Raw genomic sequence first — 24,760 nt, 5'->3', positions numbered from 1 at the left:
CCGGGCCGGGCCGGGCCGGGCCGGGCCGGGCCGAGCCGAGCCGAGCCGAGCCGAGCGGGCTTAGCTGTTGACGTAGGTGGCCAGGTGTTGGCCGGTGAGGGTGGAGCGGGCGGCTACCAGGTCGGCGGGGGTGCCCTCGAAGACGATCAGGCCGCCGTCGTGGCCCGCGCCGGGGCCCAGGTCGATGATCCAGTCGGCGTGGGCCATGACGGCCTGGTGGTGCTCGATGACGATGACGGACTTGCCGGAGTCGACGAGCCGGTCCAGCAGGGCGAGCAGGTGTTCGACGTCGGCCAGGTGCAGGCCGGTGGTCGGTTCGTCGAGGACGTACACGCCGCCCTTCTCGGACATGTGGGTGGCGAGCTTGAGGCGCTGGCGCTCGCCGCCGGACAGGGTGGTGAGCGGCTGGCCGAGGCTGAGGTAGCCGAGGCCGACGTCGACGAGCCGGGCGAGGATGGCGTGCGCGGCGGGGGTCTTCGCGTCGCCGGCGCTGAAGAACTGCTCGGCGTCGGTGACCGACATGGCCAGGACCTGGCTGATGTCGCGGCCGCCGAGGTGGTACTCCAGCACGGAGGCCATGAAGCGCTTGCCCTCGCACTCCTCGCAGACGGTGGCCACGCCGGCCATCATCGCCAGGTCGGTGTAGATGACGCCCGCACCGTTGCAGGTGGGGCAGGCGCCCTCGGAGTTGGCGCTGAACAGGGCGGGCTTCACGCCGTTGGCCTTGGCGAACGCCTTGCGGATCGGTTCGAGCAGCCCGGTGTAGGTGGCCGGGTTGCTGCGCCGCGAGCCGCGGATCGCGCCCTGGTCGATGGAGACCACGCCCGCGTCGTCCGGGATCGAGCCGTGTACCAGCGAGCTCTTGCCGGAACCGGCGACGCCGGTGATGACGGTCAGTACGCCGAGCGGCACGTCGACGTCGACGTCGCGCAGGTTGTTGGCGTTCGCGCCGCGGATCTGCAGGCTGCCGGTGGCGGTGCGGACCTTCTCCTTGAGGGTGGCCCGGTCGTCGAGGTGGCGGCCGGTGAGGGTGTCGCTGGCGCGCAGCTCGTCGACGGTGCCTTCGAAGCAGACGGTGCCGCCGCCGGTGCCCGCGCCGGGGCCGAGGTCGACGACGTGGTCGGCGATGGCGATCGCCTCGGGCTTGTGCTCGACGACGAGGACGGTGTTGCCCTTGTCGCGCAGGCGCAGCAGCAGGCCGTTCATGCGCTGGATGTCGTGCGGGTGCAGGCCGATGGTCGGCTCGTCGAAGACGTACGTCACGTCGGTCAGCGACGAGCCGAGGTGGCGGATCATCTTGGTGCGCTGGGCCTCGCCGCCGGACAGGGTGCCCGCGGGCCGGTCCAGGGACAGGTAGCCGAGGCCGATCTCCACGAACGAGTCCAGGGTGTGGCGCAGCTTCTCCAGCAGTGGCGCGACCGACGGCTCGTCGAGGCCGCGTACCCAGTCGGCGAGGTCGCTGATCTGCATCGCGCAGGCGTCCGCGATGTTGATCTTTCCGATCTTCGAGGAGCGGGCTGCCTCGCTCAGCCGGGTGCCGCCGCAGTCGGGGCAGGTGCCGAACGTGATGACCCGCTCCACGAAGGCGCGGACATGCGGCTGCAGCGCCTCGACGTCCTTGGACAGGATCGACTTCTGGATCTTCGGGATCAGTCCCTCGTACGTCAGGTTGATGCCCTCGACCTTGATCTTGGTCGGCTCCTTGTACAGCAGGTCGTGCAGCTCCCGCTTGTTGTACTTGCGGATCGGCTTGTCCATGTCGAAGAAGCCCGAGCCGCTGAAGATGCGCCCGAACCAGCCCTCCATGCTGTAGCCGGGCATGGTCAGCGCGCCCTCGTTGAGCGACTTGCTGTCGTCGTACATCGCCGACAGGTCGAAGTCGCTGACCCGGCCCATGCCCTCGCAGCGCGGGCACATGCCGCCGGTGATGCTGAAGCTGCGCTTCTCCTTGGTGGTGGTGCCGCCCTTCTCGATGGTGACCGCACCCGCGCCGCTGATCGAGGCGACGTTGAAGGAGAAGGCCTGCGGCGAGCCGATGTGCGGCTTGCCGAGGCGGCTGAACAGGATGCGCAGCATGGCGTTGGCGTCGGTGGCCGTGCCGACGGTCGAGCGGGCGTTGGCGCCCATGCGCTCCTGGTCGACGATGATCGCCGTGGTGAGGCCGTCGAGCACGTCGACGTCGGGCCGGGCCAGCGTCGGCATGAAGCCCTGCACGAACGCGCTGTACGTCTCGTTGATCATCCGCTGCGACTCGGCGGCGATCGTGCCGAACACCAGCGAGCTCTTGCCCGAGCCGGACACCCCGGTGAACACCGTGAGGCGGCGCTTGGGCAGCTCGACGCTGACGTCCTTGAGGTTGTTCACCCGCGCGCCGTGCACGCGGATCAGGTCGTGGCTGTCGGCGGCGTGCTGCTCAGGCGACGGCTTGTCCGTCCTCGTGGCCTTCGTCATCGTGTCTCCATCTGTCGGGCGGGCCCGGTCGGCATCGCCTGGTTCGAGCCGGCCGGAATCGAGCAGCGCTGCTGTGCGTCCATCGTCAGGGCGTCCCGGGCGCGCGTCGTTCCCCGGATCGGCGGATCCGGTCGCGCCCCGGCGCGGCAACCACGGTAGCCACGGCGCGGCGCACCGTGGTCACCATGTGGTCCGGGCCACTGCGGACGACCGGCCTGCGGCCCGGTCGGGCAAGCAGGCTGGTCGCGAGCGTGCGGGTCCGGTCGCCACGCCCCGGGAGGGGCGCCCGACGATGCTAGCGTACGGCGTACGGTAGAGGCGAACCCGAATGTGGTCGGCCGTTCGGAGCCGACCCCGCCGAGCGTTCGGTCAGCTGTCCTGGAGCAGGCCGAGCACGTTGCCGTCGGGGTCGGTGAAGGTGGCCACCAGACGGCCGCCGCCGACATCGTGCGCGGGCTCCTTGACCGTGCCGCCCGCGGCGGTCACCTCGGCGAGCTTGGCCTCGATGTCGGGCACGTGCCAGTACGCCACCGGTGAGGTCATGCCCTGCGGCCCGCCGCCGGGCACCAGCCCGATCTGCTGGCCCGCGGCCTCGAAGCCGACGTAGTAGGGCGAGTCGGTCTGCGGCGGCATGCCGAGCAGCGCGCTGTAGACGGCCTTCGCGGCGGCGAGGTCGGATACCGGGTGCAGGACGGTCAGGATGCCCGCGGTCGACGAGTCGGTCATGTTCACTCCCAGGTCAGAGGTCGGTGAGGTCCATCGCCGTCACTGTAGGTGAGCGCGCTGGGCTGCGGCTTCTCCATTCCTGACCGGTCTGTCGAGTCCCGGGGCCTCCTCAGGGCTCGGCTGGCTGCCGTCAGAAGTCGCCGAAGTCGCCGAAGCCACCCGAGTCGAACCCGCCCGCGTCGTAGCCGCCGGGGTCGTAGCCGCCCGCCTCGTAGCCGCCGCCCGCGTCCGGGGCCTGCGCGGCGTCGCCGGTGTCGGCGTAGGTGTCGGCCGTGCCGGGGTCCTGTGCGTCGGCGGTGTCGGCGGCGGCGTCCGGGGTGACCGCGTCGTGGATCATGTCGCCGATGACCATGCCGCCGAGGAAACCCAGCGCCGCGCCGCCCAGCCCCGCGCCGATCAGCGTGCCCGCGCCCCGGTAACCGCCGTAGCGGTAGCCTCCGGCGCCCTGCGCGGGGTAGGCGTACGGCTTGCGGGCCTGGCCGGCCGCAGCCGGTCCGGCCTGCACCGGCGGCCGCATGAACGATCCGGGGTCCTGGTCGGGCAGCGCCGCGACGCGGTCCAGGGCGCGACGCACCCAGCCGTCGACCAGCTCGATCCACGCGGCGGGCTGCGCGATCAGCGCCCGGAACTGCTCCTCGGTCACCCGGTGCACATCACCGGGGCCGGGCCGCCCGGCGACCTCGGCCGTCACGGTCAGCCCCTGCTGGTCGGCGGCGAGGGTGAACACGAGCTGCGGGACATGCGGACCGACCGGCTGACCCTGCGGGACCGGGGCGTAGAAGGTGATCGCCTGCGTCACCGGCGAACCCGGCCGCAGCTCGCTGCGCACGAACCGGCTGCCGATCGTGCCCAGCGCGTCGAGCGTGTACTGGGTGATCTCGGTCGGTTCGACGCCGAGCGCGTCGAAGTCGGTCTTCGCCGAACCCTGCGTGACGGTCACCTCCGTGCGCACCCCGACATTCACCCCGGGCATGGGCTGCCCGTACACCAGCGTGAACGGGGTGCTGTACGGCGCGGCCAGGTGGAAGCCGACGGCCTGCCCGGCGCCCCCGAACAGCGTCAGCCGCTCGGCCACCGGATAGCGCCCCAGCTCGACCTGCGTACCGCCCGATGAGGCGACCAGCAGCAGCTGCACCGAGGTGATGTCCACGTCGCCCCTGGCGTGCAGCCGCACCTGCCCGGAGAACGCGCCGCCCGGCCGGATCACCGGCGTGGTCAGCACGGTGTCGACATCCACCCCGCCGAACCCCAGGCTGCTGAGAATGCGCCGCAGGACCATACCCACCATCATGCCGCCGTACGGCCCTCAAGATCTGCGATCCCGCGCGTATCTCGGCCGGTATACGGCCAGGTGCCGGGCAGGTTGAGCGATCAGGTGGCCGGGGCCAGGCGGCCGTGCGGCAGTTGCCAGCCCTCGGCGAGGCGGGAGGGGTGGATGTTGTCGCCGCCGCCGAAGAACTCGCAGAACTTCATGATCAGCGGGTCCCAGGCGATCGGGTCGACGTACCCGGTGCCGGGGATGATCAGGTCCTGCTCGACGTGGGCGCGGCGGACCTCGACGGTGAACGCGGTCGCGGACGGCTCCGGGCCTCCGATCGGGAACGCGCCGCTGATCTCGCATTCGAGCTGGATCGGGCACTGCGCCACCCGGTCCGGCGCGACCAGGTCCGAGCGCTGCGGGCGCAGCCCGGCGGCGGCGAACTTGTCGGCCACGTACCGGTAGCCCATGGCCCGCTTGCGCGCCGACGGCTCCGGCGATCCCGTGGTCAGCGCGAGCCGGTCCACGGCGTCGACCAGGTCCGACGGCACCAGGTTGAGCACGCACTCGCGCTCGCGGCGCAGGTTGGCGGCCGTCCGCGCGCTGTCGCCCAGGCCCAGTACGCAGGTGCTGCCCAGCCACCAGGCCGACGACATCGGGGCCAGGTTGGTGGTGCCGTCCGGGTTGCGGGAGCTGATGATGACCACGGGGGTGCCGAAGTACAGCACCTTGAGGTCGAGGGTCTGGTGCACTGTCGCCGTCCTGCCGGTCGCGTCCGCGCCCCGCGGTGCCGGGGCCTGCTGCCGAGCCTGCCGGGCCGGCCGGCACGGTGCTGGCGGGGAACGGACGCGGCATCCGGGCTAGCGGCGCACCTGCAGGGTGGCCAGCAACTCCGCGGTCGCGGCGGCCACGGCGGCCACCGCCTTGTCGAAGGCCTCGGCGTTGTGCGCGGCCGGGGCGCGGAAACCGGAGATCTTACGGACGTACTGCAGCGCGGCGGCCTGCATGTCCTCCTCGGTGACGATCTCCTGGAACGGCGGGCGAAGGGTCTTGATACTGCGGCACATGGTTGCCATTGTGCGCCCATGGGCATCATGGACGAGTGTCCGCTGCCGCCCCGATGACCGAGAGCCGACCCGCCGCCGTACGCGTACTGGCCGTCCTGCTCGCCCTGACCGCCCTGGCCACCGCCTCGGTCGAGTGGCTGAACTGGTACTACGCCACCGACGGCGGCTACCCGCTGTTCGTGCGTACCGCCTGGGCGCTGCTGCGCTCCCTGCTGTTCCTGGTGCTGATCTTCCACCTGTGGCGGGGGCGGCACGGCGCCGCGCCGTTCGGGCTGATCCTGGCGGTGACGACGCTGTTCGCGCTGGCGCGGCTGGTCGTGCCGAAGCAGGGGGTGCCCGCCGTGCCCGGGATCATCGGCTTCGGCGTGGTCGTGGTGCTGTGCCTGACCGTCGTGCTGCTGCTGTACCGGTCGGCGAGTGTGCAGGAGTATCTGGCCAGGCCGAAGCTGCGCTGGTGGATCAGCCGCGACGGGCTGACCCGCAAGCCGATGCCGCCCCGCCCGCAGGTGCCCGGCTGGGTGCTGACGACCCGCGTCGCCGTGTTCAGCTACAGCGCGCTGATGCTGGTCGCCTGCGTGGTGTCGATCGGGCGGGTGTTCTCCGGCGAGGTGACGCTGCTGCCCGTGGTCGTGGGCTGGTTCGTGTTCGCGCTGGTGGTCAGCTATTCGGCGCTGTTCCTGAGCATCTTCCTGGTCAAGGGCAAGGCGTGGGCGCGCTGGCTGCTGGTGCTGCTGACCCTGCTGGTGCTGGTGATGCACCTGCCGCTGTGCCTGCTGATGCTCGGCGTCGACGGCCTGGTCCGTGATGGCGGCCCGCTGATCGTCGCGGCACTGCTCGCGCTCTGGGGCCTCTGGCGGGCAGGCCGCAACGGCCACTTCACCCCGACCCGTCCCGCCGAGACGACGACACGGGCCCCCGCCGCGGGCACCCGCACCTGACACCCCCACCCCACACGCTGACCCGCTGCCGGGGCCAGCTCCCCCCACTCCATCGACGCTGGCCTATTACAGCGAAAATAAGCGCGATTTTTTCGATGTAATAGGCCAGCGTCGATGAAAAGCGGGGGCGGGGGCGGGGGCGGTCAGGTCGTTGTGCGGAAGGTGCGGCGGTAGGCGAGGGGGGCGGTGCCGACCGTGGCGCGCAGGTGCTGGCGCAGGGAGACGGCGGTGCCGAAGCCGGCGCGGTCGGCGACCTGGTCGATGGTGAGGTCGGTGCTCTCCAGCAGGTGACGGGCGTGTTCGACGCGCTGGCGGGTGAGCCAGCGGCCCGGTGACAGGCCGGTCTCCTCGCGGAAGCGGCGGGTGAAGGTGCGTACGCTCATGCGGGCGTGACGGGCCAGCTGGTCCAGGTCGAGGGGGTCGCCGAGGCGGGTCAGCACCCAGTCGCGGGTCGCCGCGGTGGAGGTGTCGCCGGGGGCGGGCAGTGGGCGTTCGATGAACTGGGACTGGCCGCCGTCGCGCCAGGGGGCCACGACGCAGCGGCGGGCGGCCCGGTTGGCGACCTCGCTGCCGTGGTCGCGCCGGATGACGTGCAGGCACAGGTCGAGTCCGGCGGCGACGCCCGCGGAGGTGAGCACGTCGCCGTCGTCGATGAACAGCACGTCGGCGTCTAGCGCGATCTGCGGGAAACGGCCGCGGAAGTCCTCGGCGTAGGCCCAGTGGGTGGCGGCGGGGCGGTCGTCGAGCAGACCGGCGGCTGCCAGCACGTACGCTCCGGTGCAGATGGACATGATCCGTTTGCCGGCGGTGTGGGCGGCGCGCAGGGCGGCCATGGCCGCGACGGTGGTGGCGGCGTCGAGGCGGTCGCGGTGGATGCCGGGCACGATCACGGTGTCGGCCCAGTCGAGCAGGTCGAGGCCATGGTCGGGGGTCACCGCGAAGCCCGCGCTGGCGCGGATCGGGCCGCCGTCGGGGGTGCAGATCCGGGTCTCGTAGAGCCGGTGGCCGGCGCTGTCGCTGGCGCAGCCGAACACCTGGCTGGGGATGCCGAGGTCGAGGGCCATCACCCCGTCGAGGGCGAGCACGGCGACACGGTGGCGTACGGTCATGGCCGAATTCTTTCACATAGTGGCGCTCAGGCCACTGGTTGCGGGTGCATGTATTCCGGGAGCATGGTCGCGTGACATTGCTGGAGAACAGGGTGAACAGGACACGGCGCCAGAATCTCGCCTGGGCGGTCGCCGCCGTGGCGCTGGTGTCCATCGTCGGCGCGGCCGGATTCCGGGCCACGCCCGGCGTGCTCATCGAGCCGCTGGAGCAGGCGTTCGGCTGGTCGCGCGGCACGATCTCGGCCGCGGTGTCGATCAATCTGGTGCTGTACGGCCTGACCTCGCCCTTCGCCGCCGCGCTGATGGAGCGGTTCGGTATGCGCCGGGTGGTGGCCGGGGCGCTGCTGCTGGTCGCCACCGGCAGCGGGCTGACCGTGTTCATGACCGCGAGCTGGCAGCTGATGCTGCTGTGGGGCGTGCTGGTCGGGCTTGGCACCGGGTCGATGGCGCTGGCGTTCGTGGCCACGTTCACCAGCCGCTGGTTCGTCAAGCACCGGGGCCTGGTGACCGGGGTGCTGACCGCCGGTGGCGCGGCCGGGCAGCTGGTGTTCCTGCCGCTGCTGGCGAACCTGGTGCAGGCCTACGACTGGAAGGCGGCGGCGCTGACCGTCGCCGGGTCGGCGTTGCTGGTGGTGCCGCTGGTGCTGTGGCTGCTCCGCGACAACCCGTCCGACCTGGGCATCACGGCGTACGGCGCGGATCCGGACGCGCCGCCGCCTGCTCCGGTGGCTGCCACGGGGGCGGCGGGCCGGGCGCTGGGCGCGCTGCGCGACGCGGCGAGGACGCGTACGTTCTGGCTGCTGGCGGGCGGGTTCGCGATCTGCGGGGCGACGACCAACGGGCTGGTGGGCACGCATTTCATCCCGGCCGCGCACGACCACGGCATGCCGACCACGACCGCGGCGAGCCTGCTGGCGCTGGTCGGGATCTTCGACATCGTCGGCACCATCGCCTCGGGCTGGCTGACCGACCGGTTCGATCCGCGCTGGCTGCTGGGGATCTACTACGCGCTGCGCGGGTTGTCGCTGATGCTGCTGCCAGGGCTGTTCGCCGCCGACCCGCACCCGAGCATGCTGGTGTTCATCCTGTTCTACGGGCTGGACTGGGTGGCCACCGTGCCGCCCACGATCGCGCTGTGCCGCCAGCACTTCGGCGCGTCGGGGGCGATCGTGTTCGGCTGGGTCTTCGCCTCGCACCAGTTCGGCGCGGCGGGCATCGCGCTGGTCGCGGGCCTGATCCGGGACAGCAGCGGCTCGTACGCCACGGCCTTCTACGGGGCGGGGCTGCTGTCACTGGCCGCTACCGCGATGTCGCTGGCCATCGTGCGGCCGGGGGTGGTGCGGCGCTGGCGGCTGGCCGCATGATCGTCGCCTGAGCGGCCCCGATCTGGATCATGTCCAGGTCGGGGCAGGCATGAAAGCCGGTTACTCCGGGTATGCATACGCCGTGATAACCACGCTGGTGAAGGGTGTCTCCACGCCCGAACATCTCGCCAGGGTGCAGAGCACCCTGCCCGCCAACGGCGCCGCTCCGTTGAAGATCGCGATGGTGGCGCCGCCCTACTTCGACATCCCGCCCGCCGCGTACGGGGGGATCGAGGCAGTCCTCGCCGACCTGTCCAACGCGCTGGTCGACCTCGGTCACCGGGTCACCGTCATCGGCGCGGGCCGGGACGGCACGAAGGCGAGATTCTGGCCGGTATGGGACAGAGCCGTGCCCGAGCGGCTCGGCGAGCCCGGACCCGAGATCATCTATGCCACGCTGACCCGCCGGGTGGTGGAGGCCATGGCCGCCGCGGGCGAGGTCGACGTGGTCCACGACCACACCTTCGCCGGGCCGCTGAACGCCCCGGCGTACGACGCGCTCGGCCTGCCCACGATCGCCACCGTGCACGGGCCGGTCGACTCCGAGCTGCGCGGCTACTACCAGACCTTGGACCGCGACCTGTCCCTGGTAGCGATCAGCCAGCGGCAGCGCTCGCTGGCCCCGGAGCTGAACTGGATCGGGGTAGTGCACAACGGACTGCGGCCGCAGGACTGGCCGTTCCAGCGGGAGAAGAAGGACTACGCCCTGTTCCTGGGCCGGTTCAACGCCGACAAGGGCGCGCACACCGCCGTGCACGCCGCGCACGCGGCAGGGTTGCCGCTGATCCTGGCCGGCAAGTGCGCCGAGCCCGCGGAGAAGAAGTACTACGCCGAGCAGGTCGAGCCGCTGCTCGGGCCCAACGACCAGATGATCGGCGTCGCCGACGCGACACTCAAGCGTGAGTTGCTGGCAAATGCCCGCTGTCTGCTGTTTCCTGTGCAGTGGGAGGAACCTTTCGGCATGGTGATGATCGAGGCGATGATCTGCGGCACGCCCGTGGTGGCGCTGCGCGGCGGTGCGGTGGCCGAGGTGGTGGAGCACGGCGTGAGCGGCTTCATCTGCGAGCACCCGGACGAGCTGCCGGCGGCTCTGCGTGCGGTGTCGGAACTCGACCCGGCCGACTGCCGCGATCAGGTGGTGCGGCGTTTCAGCGACGAACGGATGGCGGTCGGTTACGTGCAGGCATACCGGGCAGCGCTCGCGGAGCGCGGCAAGTCGGGGCTCTCGGCGAGGGGCGGGCGCGCAGTGCTGCGTGCCGGACGCCTCACCTCGGCGGGTGAGCGGTGACGCAGCCATCGCCGCTCAACGCAGGCGACCCGCAGCCGCTCGGCCAGGGTCAGGTCACCATCGTCGAAGGCACCACCTTCGCCATCTGCGCGCCCGACGGGGACATGGACCCGGGAGGCGCGCAGGGTCTGTTCTTCCGCGACACCCGGATCATCTCGTGCTGGCAGCTGCGCGTCGACGGGCAACAGCCGCAGCCGCTGTCGGTGGCCGACACCGACACGTTCGCGTCGCGGTTCATGCTGCGCCGCGCGCCGGCCGCCGGGCACGCCGACAGCACGCTGCTGGTGGTCCGCGAGCGGGTCGTCGGCGAGGGCATGCGTGAGGTGATCACGCTGACCAACGTCGGCCGTGAGGCCACGTTGGTGCACCTGGAACTGCACGTCGACGCCGACTTCGCCGACCTGTTCGCGGTCAAGGAGGGCCACGCCGCCGGAACGGCGACGCACGCGCAGGCCAGCGGGGTGAACCTGGTGTTCAGCCGCCCCGACAACTCGCGCGGCCTGCTGGTGCACGCCACCGGCGAGCCGATCAGCAGCCACAACGGGCTGAGCTGGCAGGTGGTCATCCCGGCCCGGGACGAGTGGCGCACCGAGATCATCGTGCATCCGGTGGTGGAGAGCCGCCGTATCGAGCCGCGCTTCCGCGAGCACCTGACGGCCGAGGAGGCCGAGGAGCACTCGTGGCGGCGGCAGGTCACCTCGATCCGGACCCATCACGAGGACCTGGGTCTGGTGCTGCGGCGCAGCGTACGCGACCTCGACGCGCTGCGGATCGCGGCGGGCGAGGACTCCGCGCACACGTTCGTGGCCGCGGGCGCGCCGTGGTTCATGACCCTGTTCGGCCGGGACAGCCTGCTGACCTCGTGGATGGCGCTGCCGCTGGATCCGTCGCTGGCCGTCGGCACCCTGCACACGCTGGCGGCGCTGCAGGGCCGCCAGGTCGATCCGTCCACCGAGGAGGAACCGGGGCGCATCCTGCACGAGCTGCGGCTCGGCCCGCAGAGCACGTCGGCGCTGGGCGGGTCGCACTACTACGGCACGATCGACGCGAGCCCGCTGTTCGTGGCGCTGCTCGGGGAGGCCTGGAAGTGGGGCGCGGCCGAGTCGGACGTACGGGCCCTGCTGCCCGCCGCCGACGCGGTGCTGGCCTGGATCGACGGGTTCGGCGACCGCGACGGCGACGGGTTCATCGAGTACCAGCGGGCCACCGACCGTGGGCTGTTCAACCAGGGCTGGAAGGACAGCTGGGACGGGGTCAACGACGCGGCGGGCCAGCTCGCCGAGCCGCCGGTGGCGCTGGCCGAGGTGCAGGGGTACGCCTATGCGGCCTGGCTGGCCCGCGCGGATCTGGCCGACGCGTTCGGTGAGACGGCGCTGGCCGAGTCGTGCCGGTCCCGGGCCGACAAGCTGCGTTCGCTGTTCGCCGAGGCGTTCTGGCTGCCCGACGAGGGCTACTTCGCCATCGCGCTGGACGGGCGCAAGCGGCGCATGGACGCCATGTCCAGCAACCCCGGACACTGCCTGTGGACCGGCATCGTCAGCGACGAGCACGCCGAGCGCATGATCGCGCGGCTGTCCGAGCCGGACATGGACAGCGGGTACGGGCTGCGCACGCTGTCGGACCGGATGGGCGCGTACAACCCGATGAGTTACCACAACGGGTCGGTGTGGCCGCACGACACCGCGCTGTGCGTGGCCGGGCTGATGCGGTACGCCCACATTCCGGGCGCGGTCGAGCTGGCGCACCGGCTCACCGACGGGCTGCTGCGGGCCGCGGTGTCGTTCGGCGGCCGGCTTCCGGAGCTGTTCTGCGGCTTCCCGGCCGAGACGTTCCGCCCGCCGGTGCCGTACCCGACCTCGTGCTCGCCGCAGGCGTGGGCCAGCGCGGCGCCGCTGCTGGTGGTGCGCGCGTTCCTCGGCCTCGACCTGGACGTGCCCAAGCGCAGCCTGGTGCTGCGGCCGCGGCTGCCGCAGGAGTGGGGCACGGTGACCGTCGACCGGCTGCCGTTCGCCGGTTCGCTGCTGAGGATCACGGCGACGGGCAACGAGGCGGAGGTCCACGGACTGCCCGAACCGGCCACAGTGGTCCGCTAGGGCGATCCGGCGCCCTGCGCGGACAGGGTCAGGCGCAGGTGTTGCAGGCAGCGGTTGAGCAGCCGGGACACGTGCATCTGGGACAGGCCGAGCCGCTGGGCGATCTCGGCCTGGGTCAGGTCGGCCGCGAAACGCAGCGCGAGGATGTGCCGGTCGCGCGGGGACAGCCCGGCCACCGCGCGGCCGATGGCGTGGCGGTCGGGCAGCGACTCCAGCCGCAGGTCGGGTTCGCCGAGCAGTTCGCCCAGCTCGGCGAACCCGGTGCCGCTGCGCACCAGGCTGTTGAGCGAGCCGATGGCGTACGCGTGGGCGCATTGGAGCCCGTCGCGGATGTCGTCCTCGTCGCGTCCCAGGAACGCGGCCAGGTCACCGATGTCGGGCGTGCGCTGCAGCGACTGGCACAGCTGCGGCACCGCGCGGCTGATTTCCAGGTGCAGTTCCTGCAGGTGGCGGTGGACGCGCAGGGCCCAGCCGCGGTCGCGGAAGTGCCGGCGCAGCTCGCCGAGCATGGTCGGGGCGGCGAAGTGCTCGAACCGTACGCCGTGGCTGCTGTCGTAGCGGTCCACCGACTTGATCAGGCCCAGCAGCGCGACCTGCACCAGGTCGTCGGGGTCCTCGCCGCGGAAGCTGAAACGCCGGGCCAGCCGCTTGGCCAGGGGCATGCCCGCGCGGATGACAGCGGCGCGGGCATGCTCGCGGGCGGGGTCGTCCAGCGGGATGCGGTGCAGCCTGGCCAGCGCCACGGACACCCGGCGGTCCCGCTCGGCGGTCCATGCCTGCTCGCGGGGCTCTGCCGAGCCCAGCATCGCCTCGATCCTCACCGCGTCCGCGTGGGTGCTCATCGCCGCCATCCGCCGGTCACGCCGGTCGCGCCGCCCTGCGCGGCATCGGGTCACCGGCCCTCAGCAGTCAGACTCACTAAGCGGATTTTAACGACATGTCAGCTTCGGCGGCCGGGATCACCGGCTTTCTAGGGCGGGGCAGCCTGGCCACCTCCGCCAGCACCGCGGTGCCGTACGCGCAGATCTCGATCCACGACTCGGTGATCGGGCGGTGGTCGAAGCGCATGGCCAGCACGGCGTTCGCGCCCATGCGCACCGCGACCCGTGCCATCCGGTCGACGGCCTCCAGCCGGCACTCGGTCAGCATGTGGATGCGCACGTCCATGCTCACCCCGCTGCCGTCGACCGGTGACTTGAACCCTTCGCTGTACGCGCTGAGCGTGCGCGCTGACAGGCCCAGGACCTCGCCGTACACGGCTCTGATCACGTGGCCCGGCAACTGGTCGGTGGTCACCACCAGCACGCCCCCGCGGTTGACGACGTCACGCATGAACACCACCTCCTGAACGACCGATAAGTGTGGTATGTCCATCGTGAATGAAAGCGTAATCATTTGGTACTCATTTACCACCTTTTTGTGTTAATGGGGCAGATCGACCAGCGCGTGAGGCCCGTGCGACGATCACCTGATGCCGCTCACGCCGATCATCGCCACCCTCGCCTACGTGCTGTCACCCGACGGCGGCAGCGTGCTGCTGCTGCACCGCGACAAGCGACCCGGCGACATCCACTTCGGCAAGCACGTCGGCCTCGGCGGACGCGTCGAGCGCGACGAGGACGTGCTCACCGGGGTGAAACGCGAGGTCGAGGAGGAGTCGGGGCTGATCGCGCAGCGGCTGTCGCTGCGCGGCACGGTCTCCTGGCCCGGCTTCGGCAAGGGCGGCGAGGACTGGTTCGGTTTCGTGTTCCGGGTCGACGCGTTCACCGGCGAGGCCCACCAGGGCAACCACGAGGGCACCCTGAGCTGGGTGCCGCGCGAGCGCCTGTACGACGTCCCGATGTGGGCCAGCGACCGGCAGTGGCTGCCGATGGTCTTCGACGACGACCCGCGCCCGTTCCACGGCGTCATGCCCTACCACGACGGCGAGATGGTCAGCTGGAGCTACCTGCGCTGACCGGCCGTCACTCGGAGCGCAGCGCGACGACCGGGTCCAGCCGCCCGGCCCGCTGCGCGGGCACCACGCCGAACACGATGCCGACGGCGCAGCTCACGCCGAACGCCAGCGCGATCGACCACCAGGTCAGCGCGGCGGGCACCGGGCTCAGCGCGGCCGTGGCCAGCGACGCGCCGACGCCGAACGCGATGCCCAGCAGCCCGCCGACGGTCGTCAGCAGCACCGCCTCCAGCAGGAACTGCAGACCGATGTCCCGCGGTCGCGCGCCCAGCGCCATACGCAGCCCGATCTCGCGGGTGCGTTCACGCACCGAGACCAGCATGATGTTGGACACCCCGACCCCGCCGACCAGCAGCGAGATGCCCGCGATCGCGGCCAGCACGGCGGTCAGCACCCCCAGGATGTCGCCGAGCACCCCGAGGATCTGCTCCTGCGTGACGGCGCTGAACTCCTCGTCGGGGTGACGGCGGTGCAGTTCGGCGACGATGTCGCGGCCCAGCCGGTCGATGGTCTCGGCGTCGGGTGCCTTGACCGCGAACGCGTCCACCCGCTTGGTCGCCAGCAGCCGCTGCGCGGTGGACAGCGGGATGTGCACCTCGTTGTCGCGGTCGACGCCCAGGCTCTGCCCCAGCGGGGCGAACACCCCGATCACCCGGAACCGCACCCCGGCGATGGTGACCTGCTGCCCGACCGGGTCGCGTTCACCGAACAGGGTCCTGGCCACGGTGCTGCCGAGCACCGCTACCCGGCGGCCGGTCTCCACGTCGGTACGGGTCAGGTACGCCCCGCTGCGCACGTCGCGCAGGAACACCTTCGGCGTCGTCTCCAGCACCCCGAGCAGGCTGGTGAACACCTGCTCGTTGCCCGCGCGCACGTTCTCGCCGGAGGTCAGCGACACGGCCACCCGGTCGCGGTCGCCGGCGATCCGGATGATCGCGTCCAGGTCGGACTGGTCGAGCCGGGACACCGCCGGGGCGGCGTTGAGGCTGACCTGGCCCGGGACGACCAGCAGCAGGTTCGAGCCCAGCCCCTCGACCTGGGCCTGCACCTCGTTCTTGGTGCCGGTGCCCAGCGCCACCAGGATCACCACCGCGCCGACGCCGATCACCATGCCGAGCATGGTCAGGCCGCTGCGCATCCGGTTGGCCCGCAGCGCGTCCAGCGCCACCCGCCACGCCTCCGCCAGCCTCATCCTGCGGCCTCCCCGGCCTCGTCGACGGCGGTGTCGGAGACGATCCGGCCGTCACGCATGGTGATCTGGCGGCGGGCCCGCGCGGCGACCTCCCGATCGTGGGTCACCAGCACCACCGCCACCCCCTCAGCGGTGTTGAGCTGCTCCAGCAGTTCCAGCACGGCCGCGCCGGTGGTCTGGTCGAGGTTGCCGGTCGGTTCGTCGGCCAGCAGCACGGCCGGTTCGGTGACCAGCGCCCGCGCGATCGCGACGCGCTGCTGCTCGCCGCCGGAGAGCTGGTTGGGCCGGTGCCCGACACGGTGGCCCAGGCCGACCCGCTCCAGCATCACCGCGGCCCGTTCCCGGCGCTCGCGCGCGCCCATACCGCGGTAGACCAGCGGCAGCGCCACGTTGTCCAGCGCGCTGGTGCGCGACAGCAGGTGGAACGACTGGAAGACGAACCCGATGGTGGCGTTGCGCAGGTGCGCCATCTCCGCCGGGGTGCGCCCGGCCACGTCGCGGCCGCCGATGCGCAGCCTGCCCGACGTCGGCTGGTCCAGCCCGCCGAGCAGGTGCATCAGCGTGGACTTGCCCGAGCCCGACGGCCCGACCAGGGCCACGTGCTCGCCGTGGGCGATGGTCAGGCTCACCCCGCGCAGCGCCGGCACGCTCACCCCGTCCAGGGCGTACGTGCGGGCCACGTCGATCGCCTCGATCGCGGCGTCTGCGGTCACGGCAGGGTCAGCCCCTCGGTGACGCGGTCCACGCCGCGCACCACGATCCGCTCGCCCTCGCGCAGCCCGTCGGTGATCTGCAGGGTGTCCATCCCGGACGCGCCGACGACCACGGTGCGCCGCCGGGCCTTGCCTTCCTCGCCGCGCACCCAGACGCTGTCGTGTCCCTCGCCGGTGAACACGGCCGCGGCGGGCACCGCGATCACACCGGTCTCCTCGCGCACCTTCAGCCGGGCCACGGCGCTCATGCCCGGCCGTGGCGTCGGCGCGTCCGCCGGGGTCTCCAGCGTCAGGTGCACCCGGTATGCCACCGCGCCACGGCTGTTCGGGGTCGGCAGCACGTCGACCGCGCCGACACGGGCCGGGTACCCGACACCGGGCGCGGCGTCGAGTTCGACCTCGGCGGTGATCCCGGGGCGCACCAGCAGGATGTCTGTCTCGTCGACGTCGGCGACGATGCCGAGCACGCTGGTGTCGACGACGGTCAGGATCGCGGTCCCGGCGCCGACCGGTGCGCCGATCGCCGGTGCGGCGGCCACCCCGGCGGGCGCGGCCACCGGGCCGGTGACCGCGGCGGGCGCGCCGCTGCCCAGGCCGCCGAGCAGGCTGCTCAGGTCGGGGCCCGCCGCCGCCGACGAGGTGCCGCCCAGTTGCACCACCCCGGCGATGGGCGCGCGCAGGGTCAGCGCGTCCACGCCTGCTTTCGCCAGGTCGTACGCCTGCAGTGCCTGCAGCCGCTGCGCCGACCCCAGCGCCTGCATGGCCGAACCGAGGCCGGCCACCCCGCGCTGCACCGCGTCGGCAGCCGCGGCCACCCCGGCCGACGCCTGCCGGTAGCCGGCCTCGGCGGCGGTGACGTGCGCGAGCAGCGCGTCCCTGGTCGACGGGTCGGCGACCTGCGCGGCGGCGTCGCGGGCGTGGTCGAACGCCTCCTTGGCCGACCTGTCCAGCTTGCGCCGCGCGGCCGACAGGTCGACCCGCACCCCGCCGCCACCAGAGCGCTTGGAGGCGTCGAGCGCCTGCTTGGCCTGGCGCAGCCGGGTGCGGGTGGCGGGGGAGTCGATCACGGCCAGCAGTTGGCCCTTGGCGACCTGCTGGCCCGGTGTCACGGCGAGCCGGGCCAGGGTGCCTTCGGCGGGCGCGGTCAGGGTCGCGGCGGCGCGGGCGGTGACCGAGGCGGGGGCGTCGACGACCTCGCTGACGGTGGACCGTCCGACGTCGGCGACGGTCACGTCGAGGGTGTCCTCACAGGACGCGGCGGTCAGCGAGGTCAGCAGGAGCACCGTGCCGAGGGCGAGTGCGGGTCGTGCGGTGCTGCGAAGGGGGGTGCGCACCTGTCGGAGCCTATCCAGGATCGTCGACCCGTGACCATCCGGGCGCTGCCGTGACCGCGTTCGATGTGGCACTCTCTTCGCGGAGGTGTGTGATGGCGGCAGAGGACACGGCAGCGCAGGACGAGGCCAAGCAGGCGAAGCCCCCGGTGCAGCGGCGGCCGGAGGTGGACCCGGACAACCCGGACGCGCGGGCGGCCCGGCGCAACCGGCACGTGTTCGTCGTCGGCTTCCTCGGCGGGCTCGGGCTGATGTGCGCGATCATCCTCACCTGGGCGGTGCGCGAGACGCTGTCGGTGCTGCTGCTGATGCTGGCCGCGCTGTTCCTGGCGATCGGCCTGCACCCGGCCGTGACCTGGCTGCAGCGGCGCGGGCTGCCGCGCGGCCTGGCGGTGGCGGTGGTCGTGCTCGGGGTGGTGCTGGTCGGCTGCGGCGGCCTCGGCGCGCTGGCCCCGCCGCTGATCACGCAGACCGGTGAGCTGGTCACGAACCTGCCCGGTTACCTCGACGAGCTGAACCGCAACCAGCAGGTGGCCGACTTCAGCGAGCGCTACCACCTGATCGACCGGCTCAAGGAAGCCGTCACCAGCGAGAACATCACCAAGGCGCTGGGTGGGGCACTGGGCGGGGTGCGCGCGGTCTTCGGCGCGATCTTCAACGTGCTGACCGTGTTCGTGCTCACCATCTACTTCCTGGCCGCCTGGACGCGGCTCAAGGAGGGCTTCTACAAGCTGTTCCCGGCGTCGCGGCGCGACACCGCCCGCGAGATCGGCGACGAGATCTTCGAGAAGATCGGGGCGTACCTGCTCGGCTCGCTGGCCATCGCGTTCGTCGCCGGGGTGAGCACGTTCGTGTTCCTGCTGATCGTCGGGGTGTCGTACGCATTCGCGCTGGCGATGGTCGTCGCCGTGTGCGACCTGATCCCGCAGATCGGCGCGACGCTGGGCGCGATCGTGGTGGTCGTCGCCGGGTTCGCGCACTCGCCCGAGGCGGGCATCGCCGCGGTGATCTTCTTCATCCTGTACCAGCAGCTGGAGAACTGGGTCATCGCGCCGCGGGTGCTCAAGCGCTCCGTCGACGTGTCCGACCTGGCGGTGATCCTGTCCGCGCTGATCGGGGCGGTGCTGCTGGGCGCGCTCGGCGCGCTGATCGCGATCCCGGTGGTGGCGGCCGTGCAGCTGACCATGCGGAAGATCGCGATGCCGCACCTAGACCGCATCTGAGGGCAGCGGAGCCGACGGAAGGCCGACACACCACCACGTCCTTTGATGCGGTATGACTGTCGGCATGCAACCCGACGGCAACTACCCCTCCGCCGTGTCCACAGTCGACGGTGGCGATCCGCTGGCCAAGCTGATCGACTCGGCGCGCGGCTGGCACGGCGTACAACTCGGCGTGCTCGGTTTCATCGGCTTCTGCGGCGTGCTGAAGATGGGCGCGGAAGCACCCGGCCCCGCCTGGCTGCAGTGGCTGGCCACCGGCGGCTCGGTCGGCGCGTTCGTGACGGCGCTGTGGTCGATCGTCATGGTCGGCCAGGTGGCCTGGCCGACCGGCGACCCGTCCGCGCCCGCCGACCCCGTCGCGATGAGCGGCCGGCTGCGCACCGGCATCCGTACCACGATCGCCGCGGTGGCGATGATGGCGTTCGCGGGCCTGTCGGCCTGGTGGCCCACCGAGCAGGCCCCGTCGGTCGAGGTCAGCCTCGGCAACGGCAGCAGGGCCTGCGGGGAGGTCGCCGAGGGCGCTCCGGCGGGCGCGATGTGGCTCAACACCGCCGCCGGCGAGACCCTGGAGATCCACCTCACCACGGTCGCGAACGTCCGTCCCGTCGCCTCCTGCTGAGCTCCGGCCCGGCGGTGCCGCCACGGCGGTGGAAAGCGCCGGTGAGGTGTCGCGCCGTCGACACCCCACCGGCGCTCGATCGGGTCGGCGTCAGACCTGCCAGACGTCGACGCAGGTGGTGTCGTCGGTGGACCATCGGGCCAGCAGGTGGTGGCCGTCGGCGCTGAAGGCGGTGCGCACCGAGCGCGCGGCGGCGATGTCGGTGCGGAACACCTCCTCGTCGGTGCCGGACTCGTGCAGCCACACCGCGGTGCCCGCGGCCCCGGCCCGCAGCCGCCCGTCGGGGCTGGCGCACTGCGGCGCGAAGCCGTCATGCGGGCTGTGCTCGGTGTAGCCGTCGTAGCGGCGGTGCAGGTCCTCGCCGACCATCTCCTCGACGACCGTGCCCGAACCCAGGTCCCACATCGTGGCCACGTCGCGTACGTACCGTCCGACGTGGACCTTGCGGTCGGCCTCGGCGATCAGCCGCCACTGGCCCTCGTGCACCAGCACCTTCACCGGCCTGTTGTTCGCCGCCGCCTGGAAGCTGCTGGTCAGATGTCCGCTGGTGACGTCCCAGACGGTGAACCGCCCCTCGGGGTTCCAGGCGACCAGCGACAGCCGCCCGCCGGGCCCGACGAACACCTTGCCGCTGCCGCCACCCAGGCGCTGGTCGGGGCGCACCTCGTTGACGACCGCGCCGTTGGCGATGGACCGCATCCGCACGTACGCCCCGGTCCGCTCGCACTCCACTAGCAGCCCGTGGTCCGGGGTCAGCAGCCAGTCCCCGGCGACGCGCAGCTGGTGGCGTTTGGCGGCCCGGTCGCCGCTGAGCAGCTTCGCCGAGCGGGCCACCGCCGCGATCACGTCCGAGGTCAGCACGGCTCCGGCGGCGACCCGGTGCTCCATCATGATGCCTTCGCGGTGCGCGGTCAGGTCGTAGACCCGGTCGTCGGCGGTGCGCACCTGCGCCAGGGCCACGCCGGGGCCGTACTGCTCACCCGGCGCGACCAGCCAGCGCACCAGGCGGACCCGGCCGTCGGGCAGGTCCCAGCTCAGCGGCTCCATCCGCCACGACGCGGTGTTGGCCGGCACCCGGCGCGCGGCTACCCGCCCGGCCCAGCGCGCCGCGCCCCGGATCACCGCGTACTCCGGTTCGGCCGGGTGCCGCACCGGGCGGCCCAGCTCGGCGTGCAGCACCGCGCGGGCCGCGGGCAGCCGGGACGCCCCGCCGACCAGCAGCACGCCGCTCACGTCGCCGAGCCCGAATCCGGCGCGGGCCACCACGGCGCGGCTGCTCGCGGCGAGCCACCGCAGCGCGGGTTCGGCCAGCCGCTCCAGCCCGCCCCGGTCGAGCCGGTACGGCGGCGCGTGCGGGGTCATCCGGTCCACGACCTCGTCGGCGTCGGCGAGCCGGTGCTTGACGGAGCGGACGAACTCACCGGCCGCGTACCGGGCGTGCAGGCCGGTGTCCCCGCCAGTGGCCAGCGCCGGGCCCAGCCAGTCGTGCAGCACCGCCCGCAGGTCGTCGACGAGCAGCCGGTCGAAGTCCTGCCCGCTGCCCGACGTCTCGTGCGCCAGCACCTGCGGGCGGTCGCCGTGCATCCGGGCCAGCGACACCGTCCACGACGCGCCCAGGTCGCAGACCAGCAGCAGCGCGCCGTCGGGGGTGTCGCCGTGGGTGTAGGGGTCCATGGCCGCCGCGACCGCGTCGGTGACCAGTTCAGCGTCGGGGAAACCGGCGTCGCCGGCCAGCGCGATGAGGGCGTCGCGCCGTGCGTCGTGCGGGGCGTAGCCGGCCGGCACGGTCATCGCCAGCCGGTCGACGGTGACCCCGAACCGGCGCTGCGCCTCGGCCCGCAGCGTACGCAGGAACACCGCCAGCACCTCCTGGCCGGAGGCGTGCCGGTCGCCGAGCCGGACCGGTTCGCCGCTGTCCAGCGACTGCCGCGGCCCCGTGGCGAACCAGCGCGGCAGCGCCTCGCGCCTGCGCACCGCGGCCGTGCCGACCAGCAGGTCGCCGCCGTCCAGGCAGACCGCCGACGGCCAGCTGAACGCGCCGGTCACCGGGCACGGGACGGGGTGGACCTGCGCCCCGGTGACGAGCGCCGCCGTGGTCTGGTACGTGCCGAAGTCGACCACCAGGAGATGCTGTGCCATAGCGAAGCTCCCGAGTTTGCCTCGAAGCGACCCGAGGTGACGCCGTCGTCAGCCGCGTTGATCGTCGCCGATGCTAACGACCGGCTGTTGCAGGCGAGTTAACCGTTCGCGTATCCGCGTTAACGATCAGTGCCCGCCACGGGTCGGCTTCGGACGGAGATCGCCGTTTCGGGTCGGAAACTGCGGTCCAGCCGCAGGTCTCGACCCGAAACGGCGATCATGGCTCAGAAGTTCGCGCGGGTGCGGCCCCAGGGTTTGTAGGTGGAGAGGATGGTGGCGAAGGTCAGGACGATGACGGAGGCGACGGAGCCGTCGAGGACCTGCTGGGCGGGGTCGGTCAGCAGGCCGGCGCGGGCGGCGTCGACGGCGTCGGCCAGCGCGGGGTGGCGGGTCAGCATCGGGACGACCAGCACGGCGATGTTGAGGACCAGCTTGACGGCGACCCACCAGTGGCGCAGCACGCCCCAGTGGCTGCCCACACCGAGCACGACACCGGTGACCAGGGCGGCCAGGCCCAGCGGCAGCATGGCGGCGTTGTCGAAGGACAGCATGAGGGCGTACGTCGTGGCGCGGCTGCCCGGATCGTCCGACGCCCGCGCGCTCAGCGCCATGACGAGCAGCGCGTACGCGACACCGAGCCAGCCGACGGACGTGACCACGTGCACGGTGAGCAGGAAGCGGCGCGCGTTGCGGGGCAGGCGCGGCGGTCCGGGCCGGGGGCGCGGAGCACGCCGGGTGGGGGTGGCGGTGGCGGTCACGCGTCGTCCTCCGTCCAGCCGGGCCGGACCAGGCCCGACTCGTACGCCGCGACGACCAGGTGGGCGCGGTCCCGGGCGCCGAGTTTCACCATCGCCCGGCTGACGTGGGTCTTGGCGGTGGCGGGGCTGACGAACAGCCGCTCGCCGATCTCGTCGTTGGACAGCCCGGCGGCTACCAGGGCCATCACCTCGCGCTCGCGGTCGGTGAGCGCGTCCAGCGCGGCCAGCCGACCGGAGTCCCTGGGCCGCCGCGAGCGCTGGGCGTACTCGGCGATCAGCCGCCGGGTGACCCCGGGGGACAGCAGCGCGTCGCCGCGGGCGACCACCCGCACCGCCTGGATCAGGTCGGCGGGTTCGGTGTCCTTGACCAGGAAGCCGCTGGCCCCGTCGCGCAGCGCGTCGAACACGTACTCGTCGAGGTCGAACGTGGTCAGGATGACGACCCTGACCTCGGCCAGCGCCGGGTCGGCGGCGATGCGGCGGGTGGCTTCGATGCCGTCCAGGCGCGGCATGCGGATGTCCATGAGCACCACGTCGGGGCGCAGCTCGGCGGTCTGGAGTACGCCCTGCTCGCCGTCGGCGGCCTCGCCCACGACGGTGATGTCGTCCTGGGCGGCCAGCAGGGCCCGGAACCCGGCGCGAACCAGCGCCTGATCGTCGACCAGCAACACCTTGATCATGTGGTTCCCCCGGTGGGCAGGACCGCGCAGACGGTGAACCCGCCCTCGGGACGCGGACCGATCGCGACCGTACCGCCCAGCGACGCGACCCGTTCACGGATCCCGGACAGCCCGTTGCCGTCGGCGGTGTCGCCGCCACGGCCCCGGTCGGTGATGTCGACGACCAGCTCGTCGACGTCGTAGCCGACGGTCACCTGGGCGCTGTCGGCGCCCGCGTGGCGGTGCACGTTGGTCAGCGACTCCTGCACGATCCGGTACGCCGCCAGGTCCACCGGCGTCGGCAGCTCCCTCGGCGTGCCCGTGGTCCGCACGTCGACCCGCAGCCCGGCCCCGGCGAAACGCTCGACCAGCTCGTCGAGGCGGTCGATGCTCGGCGCGGGGCTGCGCGGGGCCTGCTCATCGACGCCACGCAGCACGCCGAGGGTGGCGCGCAGCTCGCGCAGGGTGTCCCGGCTGGCCGTCTTGATCGCCGCGAGCGCCGTACGGGCCTGCTCCGGGTCGTCGTCGAGCAGGTGCAGCGCCACCCCCGCCTGCACGTTGATCAGGGAGATGTGGTGGGCGACGACGTCATGCACCTCGCGGGCCATCCGCAGCCGCTCGTCGCCGACGCGGCGGCGGCGCATCTCCAGCATCCGGTCCCGGTTGCTGCGCATCACCTGCGCGATGAGCAGCACCCCGACCAGCACGGCGGCGACCACGACCCAGTGCCACGACAGCAGGGTCTCGTCCCGCAGCCGCCAGCCGACCAGCACGAACAGGGCGTACGCCAGCCCGGCGGTGACCCAGGCCGCGGCGCGGTGCCCCAGCACCACCGCCGCGACCAGGCTGAACAGGAACGCCAGGAAGAACGGCCCCCACGGGTAGCCGAGCGCGACATAGCCGAGGGTGAGTGCGGTGACCGCGCCGAGAGCGGCGTACACGTGTACGCGCGCCAGCCACATCGCCGCCGCGGACCCGGCCAGCAGGACGTAGCCGAGCCAGTCGAGCGAGCGCCCCGCGATGAAGCCGCCGTGGCTGCCGGCGACCGTCGCCGCGAAGGTGACCCCGACCATCTGGATCAGGGCGACGAACACCGGAAAGAACCGGCGTCCACGGACTCGTTGAGGGTGTTCCCAGGTCATGCCCTCACGCTAGGCGCGGCCCCGCCCTCCCGTCGTCGCCCGGCGGGAGTCACCCCGCCTACTCCCGCCGGAGTACAGGCGCCGGTCCGGGTTCAGGCGTTGATCGGGCGGGTGGCGGTGGACAGGCCGGTCAGCACGGCCATGGCCTGGTCGGCGTCGGCGCAGCCGACGAACAGGTGGTCGTGGAAGTAGCCGGCCACCACGTTGCAGCTGATCCCGACGTCGGCCAGGGCCGTGGACACGGCCGCGGTCAGCCCGACGGCGTCCAGCGCCGAGTGCACCCGCAGGGTGATCCACGAGGCGACGAAGTCGTACGGCAGCCCGGCCGCGTCGGCCTCGGCCCGCATCACCACCAGCGTGGTGCCCTCCGGTTCGGCGACCATGACGACCGGGTGCACCCCCGGCGGCACGACGCCGGTGACGGTGGTGAAGACGTACTCGTACGGGTGGCGCTGCGGCTGCAGTCCGTGCAGCAGTGCGCCAAGGTCGCGTTCTCCGGTCACGACAGCCATGATGTCAGCTCACCGGGCCGTCCCGGGCCACCTCGGCGGGCGACGATGCGGCCTGTCGCCCCGGTAGGTCCGCGGACACCGGTGCGTCATGGTTCGTGCCGGCGACGACCGTGCGCGTGGGATCCACCGCTAGGCCAGGGTTCACGCGCCGATGCCCGATTGCGCCCACCCGGCTCGTGGACGAGTCTGCGCAGCTCAAACACATCGGTATTGACGGTCGA

Annotated in this window: 23 protein-coding genes; 7 read left to right on the top strand and 16 right to left on the bottom strand. The window is 72.4% G+C overall.

The features are described 5' to 3' along the window. Positions 1-60: 60 nt before the first annotated feature. The 5 genes from HAV40_RS12080 to HAV40_RS12060 all read right to left on the bottom strand — a co-directional run bounded on the left by HAV40_RS12080 (position 61) and on the right by HAV40_RS12060 (position 5,502). On the bottom strand, positions 61-2,451 hold the full coding sequence (locus tag HAV40_RS12080) for an ATP-binding cassette domain-containing protein (protein WP_166381036.1): 2,391 nt from the start codon (positions 2,449-2,451) through the stop codon (positions 61-63). Positions 2,452-2,820: 369 nt separating this feature from the next. Continuing rightward, the gene (locus HAV40_RS12075; protein ID WP_166381035.1) at positions 2,821-3,177 is read right to left on the bottom strand and encodes a VOC family protein; all 357 of its coding nucleotides are present in this window, start codon (positions 3,175-3,177) and stop codon (positions 2,821-2,823) included. 130 nt (positions 3,178-3,307) lie between these two features. Next, positions 3,308-4,456, bottom strand: coding sequence for a sporulation protein (locus tag HAV40_RS12070; protein WP_166381034.1), 1,149 nt, complete (start codon positions 4,454-4,456; stop codon positions 3,308-3,310). 92 nt (positions 4,457-4,548) lie between these two features. After that, the gene (locus tag HAV40_RS12065; RefSeq protein WP_166381033.1) at positions 4,549-5,187 is read right to left on the bottom strand and encodes a flavin reductase family protein; all 639 of its coding nucleotides are present in this window, start codon (positions 5,185-5,187) and stop codon (positions 4,549-4,551) included. Between the two features lie 108 nt (positions 5,188-5,295). Continuing rightward, complete coding sequence (locus tag HAV40_RS12060; RefSeq protein WP_166381032.1) at positions 5,296-5,502, bottom strand: DUF2277 family protein; 207 nt, start codon at positions 5,500-5,502, stop codon at positions 5,296-5,298. Positions 5,503-5,537: 35 nt separating this feature from the next. Here HAV40_RS12060 and HAV40_RS12055 point away from each other — a divergent pair, with 35 nt between their 5' ends. Continuing rightward, positions 5,538-6,440, top strand: a complete 903-nt coding sequence (locus tag HAV40_RS12055) for a hypothetical protein (RefSeq protein ID WP_239086965.1) — start codon at positions 5,538-5,540, stop codon at positions 6,438-6,440. A 143-nt stretch (positions 6,441-6,583) separates the two neighbouring features. Here HAV40_RS12055 and HAV40_RS12050 read toward each other — a convergent pair whose 3' ends face one another. Then, positions 6,584-7,549 carry a GlxA family transcriptional regulator gene (locus HAV40_RS12050; RefSeq protein WP_166381031.1) on the bottom strand — a complete coding sequence of 322 codons (966 nt, stop codon included), beginning with the start codon at positions 7,547-7,549 and terminating at the stop codon, positions 6,584-6,586. 92 nt (positions 7,550-7,641) lie between these two features. On the opposite strand from HAV40_RS12050, the gene HAV40_RS12045 reads away from it, so the two are divergent. From HAV40_RS12045 to HAV40_RS12035, 3 genes are all read left to right on the top strand, one after another. Further along, positions 7,642-8,913, top strand: coding sequence for an MFS transporter (locus HAV40_RS12045; RefSeq protein ID WP_166381030.1), 1,272 nt, complete (start codon positions 7,642-7,644; stop codon positions 8,911-8,913). Between the two features lie 82 nt (positions 8,914-8,995). Then, positions 8,996-10,201 (top strand): glycosyltransferase family 4 protein, encoded by a 1,206-nt coding sequence (locus HAV40_RS12040; RefSeq protein ID WP_239086964.1) that lies wholly within the window; start codon positions 8,996-8,998, stop codon positions 10,199-10,201. Then, positions 10,198-12,294: an amylo-alpha-1,6-glucosidase gene (locus HAV40_RS12035; RefSeq protein ID WP_166381028.1), complete on the top strand. Its 2,097-nt coding sequence runs from the start codon at positions 10,198-10,200 to the stop codon at positions 12,292-12,294. Before HAV40_RS12040 ends, HAV40_RS12035 begins: the two co-directional genes overlap by 4 nt. Here the strand turns inward: HAV40_RS12035 and HAV40_RS12030 are convergent. Then, a complete protein-coding gene (locus HAV40_RS12030; RefSeq protein WP_239086963.1) occupies positions 12,291-13,136 on the bottom strand; it encodes a sigma-70 family RNA polymerase sigma factor in 846 nt (281 codons plus the stop codon). The two genes, HAV40_RS12035 and HAV40_RS12030, sit on opposite strands and share 4 nt — an antisense overlap. Positions 13,137-13,212: 76 nt before the next feature. Beyond that, complete coding sequence (locus HAV40_RS12025; RefSeq protein ID WP_166381027.1) at positions 13,213-13,626, bottom strand: heavy metal-binding domain-containing protein; 414 nt, start codon at positions 13,624-13,626, stop codon at positions 13,213-13,215. A 139-nt stretch (positions 13,627-13,765) separates the two neighbouring features. On the opposite strand from HAV40_RS12025, the gene HAV40_RS12020 reads away from it, so the two are divergent. Further along, complete coding sequence (locus HAV40_RS12020; protein WP_166381026.1) at positions 13,766-14,251, top strand: NUDIX hydrolase; 486 nt, start codon at positions 13,766-13,768, stop codon at positions 14,249-14,251. A 7-nt stretch (positions 14,252-14,258) separates the two neighbouring features. On the opposite strand, the gene HAV40_RS12015 is transcribed toward HAV40_RS12020, so the two are convergent. Genes HAV40_RS12015 through HAV40_RS12005 form a run of 3 tightly spaced genes read right to left on the bottom strand, consistent with a single transcriptional unit; the run spans position 14,259 to position 17,490 of the window. Further along, positions 14,259-15,443, bottom strand: a complete 1,185-nt coding sequence (locus tag HAV40_RS12015) for an ABC transporter permease (RefSeq protein WP_166381025.1) — start codon at positions 15,441-15,443, stop codon at positions 14,259-14,261. Further along, entirely contained in the window at positions 15,440-16,156 is a 717-nt protein-coding gene (locus HAV40_RS12010; RefSeq protein ID WP_166381024.1) for an ABC transporter ATP-binding protein, read from the bottom strand. Before HAV40_RS12010 ends, HAV40_RS12015 begins: the two co-directional genes overlap by 4 nt. Next, positions 16,153-17,490 carry an efflux RND transporter periplasmic adaptor subunit gene (locus tag HAV40_RS12005; RefSeq protein WP_239086962.1) on the bottom strand — a complete coding sequence of 446 codons (1,338 nt, stop codon included), beginning with the start codon at positions 17,488-17,490 and terminating at the stop codon, positions 16,153-16,155. The genes HAV40_RS12010 and HAV40_RS12005 overlap by 4 nt, the downstream gene beginning before the upstream one ends. A gap of 92 nt (positions 17,491-17,582) precedes the next feature. On the opposite strand from HAV40_RS12005, the gene HAV40_RS12000 reads away from it, so the two are divergent. Next, positions 17,583-18,710, top strand: coding sequence for an AI-2E family transporter (locus HAV40_RS12000; protein ID WP_166381023.1), 1,128 nt, complete (start codon positions 17,583-17,585; stop codon positions 18,708-18,710). A 94-nt stretch (positions 18,711-18,804) separates the two neighbouring features. Further along, positions 18,805-19,329: a hypothetical protein gene (locus tag HAV40_RS11995; RefSeq protein WP_166381022.1), complete on the top strand. Its 525-nt coding sequence runs from the start codon at positions 18,805-18,807 to the stop codon at positions 19,327-19,329. A gap of 90 nt (positions 19,330-19,419) precedes the next feature. On the opposite strand, the gene HAV40_RS11990 is transcribed toward HAV40_RS11995, so the two are convergent. The 5 genes from HAV40_RS11990 to HAV40_RS11970 form a co-directional block, all read right to left on the bottom strand. Next, complete coding sequence (locus tag HAV40_RS11990) at positions 19,420-21,468, bottom strand: Hsp70 family protein (protein WP_166381021.1); 2,049 nt, start codon at positions 21,466-21,468, stop codon at positions 19,420-19,422. Positions 21,469-21,692: 224 nt separating this feature from the next. Further along, entirely contained in the window at positions 21,693-22,226 is a 534-nt protein-coding gene (locus HAV40_RS11985; protein ID WP_166381020.1) for a DUF2269 family protein, read from the bottom strand. After that, on the bottom strand, positions 22,223-22,906 hold the full coding sequence (locus HAV40_RS11980) for a response regulator (RefSeq protein WP_166381019.1): 684 nt from the start codon (positions 22,904-22,906) through the stop codon (positions 22,223-22,225). Before HAV40_RS11980 ends, HAV40_RS11985 begins: the two co-directional genes overlap by 4 nt. Then, positions 22,903-24,027, bottom strand: coding sequence for a sensor histidine kinase (locus HAV40_RS11975; protein ID WP_166381018.1), 1,125 nt, complete (start codon positions 24,025-24,027; stop codon positions 22,903-22,905). The genes HAV40_RS11980 and HAV40_RS11975 overlap by 4 nt, the downstream gene beginning before the upstream one ends. A 92-nt stretch (positions 24,028-24,119) precedes the next feature. Beyond that, on the bottom strand, positions 24,120-24,530 hold the full coding sequence (locus HAV40_RS11970; protein WP_166381017.1) for an ACT domain-containing protein: 411 nt from the start codon (positions 24,528-24,530) through the stop codon (positions 24,120-24,122). Between the last annotated feature and the right edge of the window lie 230 nt (positions 24,531-24,760).

It is taken from the genome of Catellatospora methionotrophica (assembly GCF_011297335.1).
GTDB lineage: Bacteria > Actinomycetota > Actinomycetes > Mycobacteriales > Micromonosporaceae > Catellatospora > Catellatospora methionotrophica.
This window is presented reverse-complemented; position numbering and strand designations above follow the sequence as displayed.